The 13,703-nt window shown below is 68.9% G+C and carries 10 protein-coding genes and 1 tRNA gene; 2 read left to right on the plus strand and 9 right to left on the minus strand.

Translation table 11 applies throughout. The annotated features are described in order from the left end of the window. Nucleotides 1-11 precede the first annotated feature (11 nt). Together ACWC5C_RS02445 and ACWC5C_RS02450 are read right to left on the minus strand one after the other, a co-directional pair. A complete protein-coding gene (locus ACWC5C_RS02445) occupies nt 12-791 on the minus strand; it encodes a helix-turn-helix domain-containing protein (RefSeq protein WP_450872898.1) in 780 nt (259 codons plus the stop codon). Between the two features lie 85 nt (nt 792-876). Then, nucleotides 877-959 (minus strand) — tRNA-Leu (locus ACWC5C_RS02450). Between the two features lie 90 nt (nt 960-1,049). On the opposite strand from ACWC5C_RS02450, the gene ACWC5C_RS02455 reads away from it, so the two are divergent. Beyond that, nucleotides 1,050-1,682, plus strand: coding sequence for an ANTAR domain-containing response regulator (locus ACWC5C_RS02455; RefSeq protein ID WP_450872899.1), 633 nt, complete (start codon nt 1,050-1,052; stop codon nt 1,680-1,682). Between the two features lie 61 nt (nt 1,683-1,743). Here the strand turns inward: ACWC5C_RS02455 and ACWC5C_RS02460 are convergent, their stop codons facing one another. From ACWC5C_RS02460 to ACWC5C_RS02490, 7 genes are all read right to left on the minus strand, one after another. After that, nucleotides 1,744-2,460: an ABC transporter ATP-binding protein gene (locus ACWC5C_RS02460; protein ID WP_450872901.1), complete on the minus strand. Its 717-nt coding sequence runs from the start codon at nt 2,458-2,460 to the stop codon at nt 1,744-1,746. After that, nucleotides 2,457-3,350, minus strand: coding sequence for an ABC transporter ATP-binding protein (locus ACWC5C_RS02465; RefSeq protein ID WP_450872903.1), 894 nt, complete (start codon nt 3,348-3,350; stop codon nt 2,457-2,459). Before ACWC5C_RS02465 ends, ACWC5C_RS02460 begins: the two co-directional genes overlap by 4 nt. Next, nucleotides 3,347-5,089 carry a branched-chain amino acid ABC transporter permease gene (locus ACWC5C_RS02470; protein ID WP_450872905.1) on the minus strand — a complete coding sequence of 581 codons (1,743 nt, stop codon included), beginning with the start codon at nt 5,087-5,089 and terminating at the stop codon, nt 3,347-3,349. Before ACWC5C_RS02470 ends, ACWC5C_RS02465 begins: the two co-directional genes overlap by 4 nt. Before the next feature lie 12 nt (nt 5,090-5,101). Beyond that, nucleotides 5,102-6,034, minus strand: coding sequence for a branched-chain amino acid ABC transporter permease (locus ACWC5C_RS02475; RefSeq protein ID WP_385445107.1), 933 nt, complete (start codon nt 6,032-6,034; stop codon nt 5,102-5,104). A gap of 111 nt (nt 6,035-6,145) precedes the next feature. Next, nucleotides 6,146-7,375, minus strand: a complete 1,230-nt coding sequence (locus ACWC5C_RS02480) for a branched-chain amino acid ABC transporter substrate-binding protein (RefSeq protein WP_450872907.1) — start codon at nt 7,373-7,375, stop codon at nt 6,146-6,148. A 534-nt stretch (nt 7,376-7,909) separates the two neighbouring features. After that, on the minus strand, nt 7,910-8,380 hold the full coding sequence (locus ACWC5C_RS02485; RefSeq protein WP_450872909.1) for a hotdog fold thioesterase: 471 nt from the start codon (nt 8,378-8,380) through the stop codon (nt 7,910-7,912). A gap of 77 nt (nt 8,381-8,457) precedes the next feature. Continuing rightward, entirely contained in the window at nt 8,458-10,764 is a 2,307-nt protein-coding gene (locus ACWC5C_RS02490) for an FdhF/YdeP family oxidoreductase (protein ID WP_450872911.1), read from the minus strand. Nucleotides 10,765-10,908: 144 nt separating this feature from the next. On the opposite strand from ACWC5C_RS02490, the gene polA reads away from it, so the two are divergent. After that, complete coding sequence (polA, locus tag ACWC5C_RS02495; RefSeq protein WP_450872913.1) at nt 10,909-13,647, plus strand: DNA polymerase I; 2,739 nt, start codon at nt 10,909-10,911, stop codon at nt 13,645-13,647. Nucleotides 13,648-13,703: the final 56 nt, after the last annotated feature.

Consider the following 13,703-nt stretch of genomic DNA (forward strand, 5'->3'; position numbering starts at 1 on the left):
AAGTACCGCGTTCAGTACTTCGGCCCGACGTGCGCGTCCATGAGCGCGACGGAGCCCCGGCGGGCGACGGAGATGTTGAACGGATCGCTGCCCCGCGCGAGGGTCGTCCACTCGACGCCGACTGCGGTGAGGGTGTCGGAACAGAGTTTGCGGATGTCGTCGGACTTATTGGTGAAGAAGTACCGGGGATATTCGTAGCGCTTTCGCTCGCCCGCGACGATGCGTGTGGTCCAGTTGGTGATCCGGCAGCCGTCGGAGTGGAAGAGCCCGCGGATGAACTTCCAGGGATATGCATCCACGATCTCCTGCTGCCACGGCTCCAGGGCTATGACGCGGTCGTGCTTCTTCCCTGGCCCGTGCTGAGGGAACATGCACGTCCAGTGTTTCGTGTACGACTTCACCTCGGCGCACCCGTTCTTCTGCCGACGCTTCACGCTGGGCTGGGCCATCACCGTACGCATGGCGGCTTCCGCCTCGTCGATCAAACCGGGCCAAGCGTCGGCGCAGAAGACCGACAGATGGTGCTGCTTGGGCTTGGAGACGATATGACCGTCGCCGAGATAGAGGCCGAGGAGATACGCATACGCCGCACGATCGATTTCCCGGCCGGTGCATAAGGGGCAGTCGGTGGGCTGTACGAAGACCTCGCCCCGCTGTTTCCGGTCCTGATGCCGCCACCAGCCGACGGTGCCCCGTGGGACCCCGAGAAACTCGGCTACTTCACGATTGGGGACTCCACGCCGCATCAGCATGACGGCGTCATGGCGCACCGACGGGCTGTATTCGGTCATGCGCTGAGCGTCGCACCCTGGGGGTGTCGCTACGCCGAAATGGGAGCGAATCACGCGAACGTGAAAATCCACTTAAAGATGTAAGTACCGGGTGCGGGATTCGAACCCGCAAGCCCTCTCGGGCAGAGGTGTTTGAGACCTCCGTGTATACCCTTCCACCAACCCGGCCGGTGCAGCGCGAACAGCTTACCGTGTACAGGGCGATCTCGTCGCGCAGGTAGGCTCGAGGTGCAGCACCTGCCATGAACGAGGAGCCCCGTGAGCGCCACCGAGCCCGTCGACGAGCAGTCGCACGTTCCCCCATACACCACCCGCGTCGTCATCGCCGAGGACGAGGCCCTCATCCGCCTCGACCTGAAGGAGATGCTCGAAGAGGAGGGGTACTCCGTCGTCGGCGAGGCGGGAGACGGTGAGACGGCCGTCGCGCTCGCTCGGGAGCACCGGCCCGACCTCGTCATCCTCGATGTGAAGATGCCGGTCCTCGACGGGATTTCCGCCGCCGAGCGCATCGCGGCCGACCGCATCGCGCCCGTCCTCATGCTGACCGCGTTCTCGCAGCGCGAACTGGTCGACCGGGCCCGGGACGCCGGGGCGATGGCGTATCTCGTGAAGCCGTTCAGCAAGAGCGACGTGGTGCCCGCCATCGAGATGGCCGTCTCCCGCTTCACCGAGCTGAAGACGCTGGAGCAGGAGGTCGCCGACCTCTCCCTGCGGCTGGAGACCCGCAAGCTGGTGGACCGGGCCAAGAGCGTTCTGCAGACGGAGTACGGACTGACCGAACCGGCCGCGTTCCGCTGGATCCAGAAGACCTCCATGGACCGGCGGCTGTCGATGCAGCAGGTGGCCGAGGCGGTCATCGCGGACGCGGCCGAGAAGAAGGGCAAGGAGTAGGGAGCGAGGAGGGGAGGCCCATCCGAACACGGACGGGCCTCCCCTCCTCGCGTCAGCACCCTCAGTCCTCGCCGAGGTATGCCTTCCGCACGGACTCGTCGTGCAGCAGTGCCTCCCCCGTCCCGGACAGCACGATCTTGCCGATCTCCATCACATGGCCCTGATCGGCCAGGGACAGCGCCGCCTGGGCGTTCTGCTCGACCAGCAGGATCGTGGTGCCCTGCGACTTCAGCTCGGCGATGGTCTGCATGATCTTCTGCATCATGATCGGCGAGAGCCCCATCGAGGGTTCGTCCAGCATCAGCAGCTTCGGGCGGCACATCAGGGCGCGGCCCATGGCGAGCATCTGCTGTTCGCCGCCGGAGAGGGTGCCGGCCGCCTGGGTGCGGCGTTCGCCGAGGATGGGGAAGAGGTCGTACACCTTCCGTACGTCCGCGGCGATTCCGTCGGCGTCCTTGCGGAGAAACGCCCCGAGCTGGAGGTTCTCGGCGATCGTCAGCCGGGGGAAGATATGCCGTCCCTCGGGGGAGTGCGCCAGCCCCAGGGCGACGATCTTGTGCGCGGGGACGCCGCTCAGCGGATGGCCGTTGAAGCGGATGGTGCCGCCGAGCGGGGCGAGCAGGCCGGAGAGGGTGCGCAGGGTGGTCGTCTTGCCCGCGCCGTTGGTGCCGATGAGGGTGACGACCTGGCCGGCCTCGACGCTGAACGAGATGCCCTTGACGGCCTCGATCTTGCCGTAGGCGACCCGGAGGTCCTCGACCTCGAGCAGTGCGGTCACTGTCCGTCCTCCGTACGTGCGGTGGTGCCGTGCTGGGCGGCGGCCTGGTCCTCGGCCGCCTCGACCGCTGCGGCTTCTTCCGCTCCGGGCGCGCCCTCGAAGGGGGTGCCGAGGTAGGCGGCGATGACGCGTTCGTCGCTCTGGACGACCTCGGAGCTGCCCTCGACCAGCTTCTCGCCCTGGACGAGTACGGCGACCCGGTCGCACAGGTTGAAGATGAAGCGCATGTCGTGCTCGATGACGAGGACGGCGGTACCCGTGTCGCGGATGGCGAAGACGAGTTCCTCGGTGGCCCGGGTCTCCTGGGGGTTCATGCCCGCCGTCGGCTCGTCGAGGAGCAGCAGTCCGGGGTCGCTGGCCAGGGCGCGGGCGATCTCCAGCTTGCGCTGTTCGCCGTAGGGGAGGTTGCGGGAGAGGTGGTCGGCCTTGGCGGCGAGGCCGGTGAACTCCAGGAGTTCCATGGCCCGTTGCTTGGAGGCGGCTTCGGCGCGTTTGAAGCCGGGGCCGCGCAGGAGGGCTGACCACAGCCCTTCCTTGGTGCGGGTGTGCCGTCCGACGAGGACGTTCTCCAGGACGGTCATGTTGGCGAAGAGGCGGATGTTCTGGAAGGTGCGGGCGACCCCGGCCTGGGTGACCAGATGGGGTTTCGGCGGCAGGACGGTGCCCCGGTAGGAGACGCGGCCCTCGGTGGGGACGTAGAGGCCGGTGAGGCAGTTGAAGAAGGTGGTCTTGCCCGCGCCGTTGGGGCCGATGAGGCCGACGATCTCGCCGGGGTGGACGTCGAGGTCGACAGAGCGTACGGCGGTGAGTCCGCCGAAGCGCATCGTGACGCCGGTGGCGGTGAGTACGGGGGCGGCCTTCGCCACTGTGGTCGTGGTCATGTCTGTCATGCCTCCGCCTTGGTGACGCCGACGGCGCTGCCGCTCAGGGCGGCCTGGTCGGGCACGTCGAGCTGTCCCGTCTCGTGGTATTCGAGCTGCTGCCGCCGGTTGGGGATGATCCCCTCGGGGCGGAAGCGCATCAGCAGGATGAGCGCGATGCCGAAGGCGAGGAGCTGGTAGTCCTGGAGGAATTCCAGCTTCTCGGGGATGAGGAAGAGCAGGGCCGCGCCGAGCAGGGGGCCGCCGATGGTGCCCATGCCGCCGAGGATGACGGCGGCGAGCAGGAAGGTGGAGTTGGGCGGGACGGGTCCGGCGAACACGTACTGCTCGGGGACGACGGTGGTCTGGACGTGGGCCCAGATGGTGCCCGCGACTCCGGCGAGGGTGGCGCCGAGGGCGAAGGCGATGAGCTTGACGCGGAAGCCGTTGATGCCCATGGCGGTGGCGGCGGTCTCGTCTTCGCGGATGGCGACCCAGGCGCGGCCGATGCGGGAGTTCCCGGCCCGGCTGAAGATGAGGACGACCACGACGGTGACCAGCAGCATCAGCAGGTAGTAGTTGCTGTTGGAGTCGAGGGTGAACCCGGCGAAGCTGTGCTCGTCGTCGAAGTTGAAGCCGAAGATCTCCAGCGGCGGGATGTTGGGGACGCCGTTGGGGCCGTTGGTGACGGAGGGCCCTGAGGTGCCGTCGAGGTTGCTGACGGCGATGCGGAAGATCTCGCCGAAGCCGAGGGTGACGATGGCGAGGTAGTCGCCGCGCAGCCGCAGGGTGGGGGCGCCGATGACGACGCCGAAGACGAGCGAGGCCAGGGCGCCGGTGAGCATGGCGGCCCAGAACGGGAACTGGACGTCGATGGTGGAGGCGGCGGTTCCGGAGACCAGGGCGGCGGTGTAGGCGCCGACGCCGAGGAAGGCGACGTAGCCGAGGTCGAGGAGTCCGGCGAGGCCGACGACGATGTTCAGGCCGAGGGCGACGGTCGCGAAGATGGCGATGTTGACGCCGAGTTCGGTGTAGCTGGCCTTGTCCTGGGTGAAGGGGAAGACCATGGCGGTCACCAGGGCCGCGACCAGGGTGAGGGAGCGGTAGGCGCTGGTGAGGCCGCTGAGCCGGGTGATGAGTCCGGCCTTGAGGAACGCGGCGGCGGCGAAGCACAGGGCGATGAGGTAGCCGATGAAGGGCTCGGGGTGGTCCTCGTCGGTCTGGATGCCGTAGTTGACGACGTAGAGGCCGAGGGTGAAGACGGCCGCGATGATGAGGATGTCGGCCCAGGAGGGGAGTTGCTTCGGGCGGCAGATGGGCCGGGTGTCGTCGGGGAGCAGGAGCGTGGTGGCGACGGGTACGGCGGTGGCGACGGCGGCGACCCAGCCGCCCGGTTCCAGGTTGACCAGGCCGCCTTGGTCGACGGCGATGGCGAGGACGGTGAACCAGGTGGTGGCGAAGGCGCCGAGGGCCAGCAGCCGCAGGGCCTGGGTGGAACCGGTGGGGGTGAGCCAGCGCAGTCCGCGGATGTCCAGGGCGGCGAGGGCGAACGCCAGGATGGCCAGGCCCAGGGCGAGGGTGAGGACCTGGAGTCCGCCGGGGTAGCCGTAGACGTTGAGCTCGCCGGGGAAGTCGGAGGTCCAGGTCCAGGCGAGGAAGGTGGAGGCCACGGTGGCCAGGCCACCGGCCGCGGTGAGCGCCCGGAGCAGGGTGGTGCGCGCGGCCGGGGCCGTGTCGGAGGCGGCCGGCTTGGCTGTGTCGGTGGTCATCGTCTCGCTCCCTTACGCCCGGTCCGCTACGCGTTCGCCGAGCAGCCCCTGGGGCCTGACCAGCAGGACGACGATGAGCAGGGTGAAGGCCCAGACGTCTTTCCAGGCTCCGCCGCCGAGTTGGTCCATCCCGGGGATGTCCTGGATGTATTTGATGGCCAGGGCCTCGGCGATGCCGAGGACGACGCCGCCGAGCATGGCGCCGTAGATGTTGCCGATGCCGCCGAGGACGGCGGCGGTGAAGGCCTTGAGCCCGGCGATGAAGCCCATCTCGAAGTTGATCTGGCCGTATTTGAGGCCGTGGGAGAGGGCGGCGACGGCGGCGAAGGCGCCGCCGATGGCGAAGGCCATCACGATGATGCGGTCGGTGTTGATGCCCATCAGCTTGGCGGTGTCGGGGTCCTGCGCGGTGGCCTGCATGGCGCGTCCGGCCCGGCTCTTGGAGACGAACAGCCCCAGGGCGAGCATGCACAGCGGTGCGGCTATCAGCAGGAAGGCGTCGCCGCGCTGGATGTGCAGGTTGCTCGTGACCTCGAAGGAGCTGCCCTCGAACTGGGGGAAGCTGCGGGCCTTCTTGGCGTCGGGGTAGAAGGCCCAGATGGCCTGCTGGAGTGCGATGGACAGGCCGATCGCGGTGATCAGGGGCGCCAGTCGGGGGCCCCCGCGCAGGGGTCGGTAGGCGAAGCGTTCGGCGGCCGTGGCGATGGCGACCGCGGCGAGGATGCCGCCGATGAGCATGAGCGGCAGGGCCAGTGCGAGGGCGGTGCCACTCGGCAGCCAGAGATAGACGGTGAGGGCGCCGAAGCCCCCGATCATGAAGATCTCGCCGTGGGCGAAGTTGATGAGCTGGACGATGCCGTAGACCATGGTGTACCCGATGGCGATCAAGCCGTAGAGAGCGCCGAGGGTCAGGCCGTTGACCAGCGTTTGCGGCAGTTCGTGCACCGCAGGGCCTCCGATGAGCGTGTCGGATATGACGCCGCGCGAGGGCGCTGGTGTGCGCCCTCGCGCGGTTGCGTTTGCGTGGGTGGGCGGGGGTGGTGCCCCGGGAAGGCGCTAGTCCTTGAAGGTCCTGCTCGTCACGGACTTCCAGGCGCCGTTCTTGACCTGGTAGACGGTCAGCTGCTTGTTGGTGGTGTCGCCGTACTCGTCGAAGGCGACCTTGCCGGTCACGCCGTCGAAGGAGACCTTGCCCAGCGCTTCGGTGACCTTGGCGCGGGCGTCGTCGGGGACCTTGCCGTCGTTGTCCGCGACGACGGCCTTGACGGCCTGGATGATGGCCCAGGCGGCGTCGTAGGAGTAGCCGCCGTAGGCGCCGTACGGGTCCTTGTAGTTCTCGGCCGCGTAGTTCTTGACGAACGTCTTGGCGGAGGCGAGCTGTTCGACGGGGTAGCCGACGGAGGTGGCGAGGTCACCCTCGTTGCTGGTGCCGGAGGCCTTGATGAAGGCGGGGTCGTAGAGGCCGTCGCCGCCCATGACCGGGACCTTGGCACCGGCCTGCTTGATCTGGTCGGACAGCAGTCCGCCCTCGGGGTACTGGCCGCCGAAGTAGACGGAGTCGGCGCCGGTGGACTTGACCTTGCCCGCGATGCCGGAGAAGTCGGTCTCCTTGACGGTGAGGTGGTCGGTGCCGACGACCTTGCCGCCGAGGCTCTTGAACTCCTCCGCGAAGATCTTGGCGAGTCCGGCGCCGTAGGTCTGCTTGTCGTCGACGACGAAGACCTTCCGCTTCTTCGCGTCCTTGTAGAAGTACTGCGCGGCGAAGCGGCCCTGGATGATGTCCGTGGTCGCGGTGCGGAAGTAGGTCTTGAACGGGCGGGACTTCTTGCCCGTCGCCCAGGCGTCGCCCTGGCTCAGCGCCGGGTTGGTGTTGGCCGGGGAGACCTCGGCCAGGTCCGCCTTGGCGAAGACGCCCTGCATGGACTGGGCGACGCCGGAGTTCAGCGGGCCGACCGTGCCGAGGATGGCGTCGTCGTCGACCATCGAGGTGGCGTTCTGCTTGCCGGAGGACGGCACCGCCTGGTCGTCGTAGGGCTTGATCTTGAACGTGACGCCGGGGACCTCGTTCTGCTTGGTGGCCACCTTGGCGGCGAGGTCGACGCCGTTCTTGATGCCCTGGCCGAGTGCCGACAGCGACCCGGTGAGCGGGGCGTCGACACCGATGACGACGGTGGTCTTCTTGTCCTTGTCCTCGCTGTCGTTCTGGCCGCGCGAACCGCAGGCGCTGAGGGTGAGGGCTCCCGCGGTGATCGCGGTCGTCATGATGAGCAAGGAACGCTGTCGCACGAAGAATCCTTTCCCTGGCCCGGCCGTCCCTCTGGATTGGGACGCCGTGTCCGCGCCGGTGGACCTTGAACAGCCGTACGGGTGCTGGCGAACACCCGTCGTGGTCGTGACTGGCTGTGACTCTAAGCGTGGGGCGCAGCAGGTGGCAGAGGTGCAGACCATGATGTGACTGTCTTGTTATGACACAGGTCACGTTCTTGTGTCGGTGTAGCGGAACGGAAAGGACAAAACGGGTGTATACGGTCAATCCGTGAGGTCCGGATAGTGAGAAGCTGCAGTTCCGCTAAGGAGTGAGGGGAACTCGTGAGCGATGCATGGAGTGATGTGCTCATGCCCGCGAGCGGAGATCATCATCGATGACGTCACGCGGCGAAGCCGCCTGATCTTGTATTGCGCAAGTATTACGGAGTGTTACAACCGGGGGGAGGGATTCCGGCCTACTTCACCGAGGCTCGCGAGGCCGGTTTCGCAGGCCCCGCACGCGAAAGCGCCACCCCCGGGATCCGGGGGTGGCGCCGTGTGTGAGCTGGGGTGTTACGGCTTCGGCAGGCCCTCCGCCGTGCGCAGCAGGCAGGTCAGCCGGGCGGTGCACACCCGGCGGTCCTGCTCGTCGCTGATGACGATCTCGTACGTGGCGGTCGAGCGCCCCCGGTGGACGGGCGTGGCCACCCCGGTGACCAGACCGGAGCGCACCCCGCGGTGGTGGGTGCAGTTGAGGTCGACGCCCACCGCGATCCGGCCGCTGCCGCCGTGCAGCATGGAGCCCACCGAGCCGAGGGTCTCGGCCAGCACGGCGGAGGCGCCGCCGTGCAGCAGGCCGTACGGCTGGGTGTTGCCCTCGACGGGCATGGTGCCCACGACCCGCTCCGCCGAGGCTTCGAGGATCTGCACGCCCATGCGGGTGCCGAGGTGACCGGCGGAGAACAGCGCGGGGAGGTCGACGCCGAGCGCCGCGTACTCGTCGATGACCTCTTGCGGGAACTTCACGCTGGCCTGCTCGCCCATCGGGACCGGCTCCGTTCGGTTGTGTGCGGTGTCCACCTTCGTATACAGGCTTCTTATCAGGCGCGCTGAGCGGACGCTTAGACGGGGTGGGTGGGCTCCAGCCGGATCACCACGGACTTGCTGGCCGGGGTGTTGCTGGTGTCGGCGGTGGAGTCCAGCGGGACCAGGACGTTGGTCTCCGGGTAGTACGAGGCGGCGCAGCCCCGGGTGGTCGGGTAGTGGACCACCCGGAACCCGGCGGCGCGCCGCTCGGTGCCGTCCGTCCACTCGCTGACCAGGTCGCAGTACGCGCCGTCGGCGAGCCCCCGCTCGCGGGCGTCCTCGGGGTGGATCAGCACCACCCGGCGGCCGTTCTTGATGCCGCGGTAGCGGTCGTCGAGGCCGTAGATGGTGGTGTTGTACTGGTCGTGGGAGCGCAGGGTCTGCAGCAGCAGCCGCCCCTCCGGGGCCTTGGGGTACTCGACCGGGGCGGCGGTGAAGTTGGCCTTGCCGGTGGTGGTGGGGAAGCTGCGGCTGTCGCGCGGGGCGTGCGGCAGCGCGAAGCCGGACGGGTTGGCGACCCGGGTGTTGAAGTCCTCGAACCCGGGGATGACGGCCGCGATCCGGTCACGGACCGTGGCGTAGTCGCGCTCGAACTCCGCCCAGGGGGTGGCGCTTTCGGGGTCGAGCACCCGCCGGGCCAGCCGGCAGACGATGGCCGGTTCGGAGAGCAGGTGCGGGCTCGCGGGTTCCAGCCTGCCGCGCGAGGCGTGCACCATGCCCATCGAGTCCTCGACGGTGACGAACTGCGGCCCGCCGTCCTGGATGTCCCGGTCCGAGCGGCCGAGGGTGGGCAGGATCAGGGCGCGGGTGCCGGTGACCACGTGCGAGCGGTTGAGCTTGGTGGAGACGTGGACGGTCAGCCGGGCGACGCGCATGGCGGCCTCGGTGACGTCGGTGTCGGGGGAGGCGGCCACGAAGTTGCCGCCCATGGCGAAGAAGACCTTGGCCCGGCCGTCGCGCAGGGCGCGGATGGAGTCGACGACATCGAGGCCGTGCTCGCGCGGCGGGGCGAAGCCGAACTCCTTCTCCAGGGCGTCCAGGAAGGCCGGGGCGGGCCGCTCGAAGATGCCCATGGTGCGGTCGCCCTGCACATTGCTGTGGCCGCGCACCGGGCACACCCCGGCGCCGGGGCGGCCGACGTTGCCGCGCAGCAGCAGGAAGTTCACGACCTCGCGGATGGTGGGCACCGAGTGCTTGTGCTGGGTCAGGCCCATGGCCCAGCAGACGATGGTGCGCTTCGAGGCGAGGACCATGCGCAGCGCGCGCTCGATCTCGTCCCGGGTCAGGCCGGTGGCGCGCAGCGTCTCGTCCCAGTCGGCGGCGCGGGCCGCGGCGGCGAACTCCTCGAAGCCGTGGGTGTGCTCGCGGATGAAGTCCTCGTCGATCACGCCGTCTTCTGTGCTGGCGGCGTTGTCGGATGCCTCCAGTATCAGCTTGTTGAGGAGGCGGAAGAGGGCCTGGTCGCCGCCGATCCGGATCTGCAGGAAAAGATCGGTGAGCGAGGTGCCGCCGCCCGCGAGCCCCTTGGCGTTCTGCGGGTTCTTGAACCGCTCCAGACCCGCCTCGGGCAGCGGGTTGATGGAGATGATGTTCGCGCCGTTGCCCTTCGCCTTCTCCAGGGCGGAGAGCATGCGCGGGTGGTTGGTGCCCGGGTTCTGCCCGGCGACGATGATCAGGTCGGCCTTGTGGAGATCCTCCAGGGACACGCTGCCCTTGCCGACGCCCAGGGTCTCGGTCAGCGCGGAGCCCGAGGACTCGTGGCACATGTTGGAGCAGTCCGGCAGGTTGTTGGTGCCGAACTCGCGGGCGAAGAGCTGGTAGAGGAACGCGGCCTCGTTGCTGGTGCGGCCGGAGGTGTAGAAGAGAGCCTCGTCGGGGGAGTCCAGGGCGTTCAGCTCGTCGGCGATGAGGTCGAACGCGCGGTCCCAGCTCACCGGCTCGTACGCGCCCGAGCCCTCGTCCAGGAACATGGGCTGGGTGAGCCGCCCCTGCTGGCCGAGCCAGTAGCCGCTGCGGGTGGCGAGGTCGGCCACCGGGTGGGCGGCGAAGAAGTCGGGGGTGACCTGGCGCAGGGTCGCCTCCTCGGCGACGGCCTTCGCGCCGTTCTCGCAGAACTCGGCCGCGTGCCGCTTGTCGCCCTCGGGCCAGGCGCAGCCCGGGCAGTCGAAGCCGTTCTTCTGGTTGACCCGCATGAGGGTGAGGGCGGTGCGGCGGATTCCCATCTGCTGATGGGCGATGCGCAGCGAGTGACCGACCGCGGTGAGCCCGGCGGCGGCGTGTTTCGGGGGTGCGACCTCGGGCGCGTCCTGGATCGGATCGCCTGCGGGTGGCTTGGCTGCCATGTCGCTCCCCTTTTTTGGCTCGGCGTGTGCAGGGCCTGTTCCCCTTCGATCCTTTCATGAGTCACCGACTTCGGGGTCACCCGGGAGGCCGCCGGGGGTGGGAGGCGGGGAGCGTTGTCAGTGGGGCGTGGCAGGATCGGGGGCGTGGCAGAGAAAGCATCGAAGAAGACCGCAGCGCCCGCCCCCGACCGCACGGGGGACGACCGTCCCCGCCTGCTCCTGCTGGACGGGCATTCCCTGGCATACCGGGCGTTCTTCGCGCTGCCGGCGGAGAATTTCAGCACGACCTCCGGCCAGACGACCAACGCGATCTACGGCTTCACCTCGATGCTGGCGAACACGCTCCGTGATGAGCAGCCCACGCACCTGGCGGTGGCGTTCGACGTCTCGCGCAAGACCTGGCGCTCCGAGCAGTTCACGGAGTACAAGGCGAACCGCTCCAAGAGCCCGGACGAGTTCAAGGGGCAGGTCGAGCTGATCGGCGAGCTGCTCGACACGATGAACGTCACGCGCTTCGCGGTGGACGGCTTCGAGGCGGACGACGTGATCGCCACCCTGGCCACCCAGGCCGAGGCCGAGGGCTTCGAGGTGCTGATCGTCACCGGTGACCGCGATTCGTTCCAGCTGGTCAGCGACCATGTGACGGTCCTCTACCCGACCAAGGGCGTCTCCGAGCTGACCCGGTTCACCCCCGAGAAGGTCCAGGAGAAGTACGGCCTCACCCCGCGCCAGTACCCGGACTTCGCGGCGCTGCGCGGCGACCCGTCGGACAACCTGCCCGGCATCCCGGGGGTCGGCGAGAAGACCGCCGCGAAGTGGATCAACCAGTTCGGGTCGTTCCAGGAGCTGGTGGACCGGGTCGACGAGGTCAAGGGCAAGGTCGGCGAGAAGCTGCGCGATCACCTGGACGCCGTCAAGCTCAACCGCCAGCTGACCGAGCTGGTCAGGGACGTGGAGCTGGGCACTGGCCCCGACGGCCTCAAGCGCGTGCCGTACGACCGCGCCGCGATGTCCGTGGTTCTGGACGCGCTGGAGTTCCGTCACCAGAACTTCCGCGACCGGATCCTGGCCGTCGACCCGGGCGCGGCCGAGGAGGAGCCCGCCGCTGCGGCCCCCGGCGTCGAGGTCGACGGGGTGACGCTCGCCGCGGGCGAGCTGGCGCCCTGGCTGGCGGACCGCGGCGCCGAGCCGCTGGGCCTGGCCACCGTGGACACCTGGGCGCTGGGCAGCGGCAGCGTCAGCGAGATCGCGCTCGCCACCGCGGGCGGGCCCGCCGTGTGCTTCGACCCGACCGAGCTGGACGAGGCCGACGATCGGGCCTTCGCGGCCTGGATCGCCGACCCGGACCGGCCGAAGGTGCTGCACAACGCCAAGGGCACCATGCGGGTCTTCGCCGAGCACGGCTGGTCCGTCGCGGGCGTCTCGATGGACACCGCGCTCTCCGCGTATCTGGTCAAGCCGGGCCGCCGTTCCTTCGAGCTGGACGCCCTGTCGGTTGAGTACCTGGGCCGTGAGCTGTCCCCTGCGGCGGCCGCCGACAGCGGGCAGCTCGCCTTCGGCGCCGACGAACAGGCCGAGCAGGACGCCCTGATGATCAAGGCGCGTACGGTGCTCGACCTCGGCGAGGCGTTCCGCGGGCGGCTGGAGGAGGTCGGCGCGGCCGGGCTGCTGAGCGATGTGGAGCTGCCCACCTCCGAGCTGCTGGCCCGGCTGGAGCGCTCCGGTATCGCCGCCGACCGCGGCTGGCTGGAGGGCATGGAGCAGCAGTTCGCGGGCGCCGTCCAGCAGGCGGTGAAGGAGGCGCACGCCGCGGTGGGCCACGAGTTCAACCTCGGCTCGCCCAAGCAGCTCCAGGAAGTGCTCTTCAACGAGCTGGGCCTGCCGAAGACGAAGAAGACCAAGACCGGGTACACGACGGACGCCGACGCGCTCGCCTGGCTGGCCGCGCAGACCGACCACGAACTCCCGGTGATCATGCTGCGCCACCGGGAGCAGGCCCGGCTGCGCTCCACCGTGGAGGGGCTGATCAAGACGATCTCCTCCAGCGGCCGCATCCACACCACCTTCAACCAGACCGTGGCGGCGACCGGCCGGCTGTCGTCGACCGACCCCAACCTGCAGAACATCCCGGTGCGTACGGACGAGGGCCGGGCGATCCGGCGCGGCTTCGTCGTCGGCGAGGGCTTCGAGTCCCTGATGACCGCCGACTACAGCCAGATCGAGCTGCGCGTGATGGCCCATCTCTCCGAGGACGACGGCCTGATCGAGGCGTTCACCTCCGGTGAGGACCTGCACACCACGGTCGCCTCCCAGGTGTTCGGCGTCGACAAGTCCGAGGTCGACCCGGAGATGCGGCGCAAGATCAAGGCCATGTCGTACGGCCTGGCATACGGGCTCTCGGCGTTCGGCCTCTCCGGGCAGCTGGGCATCGGCCCGGACGAGGCGCGCCGCCTCATGGACACCTTCTTCGAGCGGTTCGGCGGGGTCCGCGACTATCTGCAGCGGGTCGTGGAGGAAGCGCGCGCCATCGGCTACACGGAGACCATGCTCGGCCGCCGCCGCTACCTCCCCGACCTCACCAGCGACAACCGGCAGCGCCGCGAGATGGCCGAGCGGATGGCGCTCAACGCCCCGATCCAGGGCACCGCCGCCGACATCGTCAAGATCGCGATGCTGAAGGTGGACGCCGCGTTGACGGCAGGCGAACTCTCGTCGCGGATGCTGCTCCAGGTGCACGACGAAATCGTGCTGGAGATCGCGCCGGGGGAGCGGGAGCGCGTGGAGGAGCTGGTGCGGCGCGAGATGGCCGGTGCGTTCCAACTGCGCGCTCCGCTGGATGTGTCGGTGGGTGTCGGTACCGACTGGGAGTCGGCCGCCCACTGAGCCGACGCCTGGTGGAACCTGTCAACACGCCGCCTCCGAATGGCCGCTGACGGGCG

It is taken from the genome of Streptomyces sp. NPDC001700 (assembly GCF_053596435.1).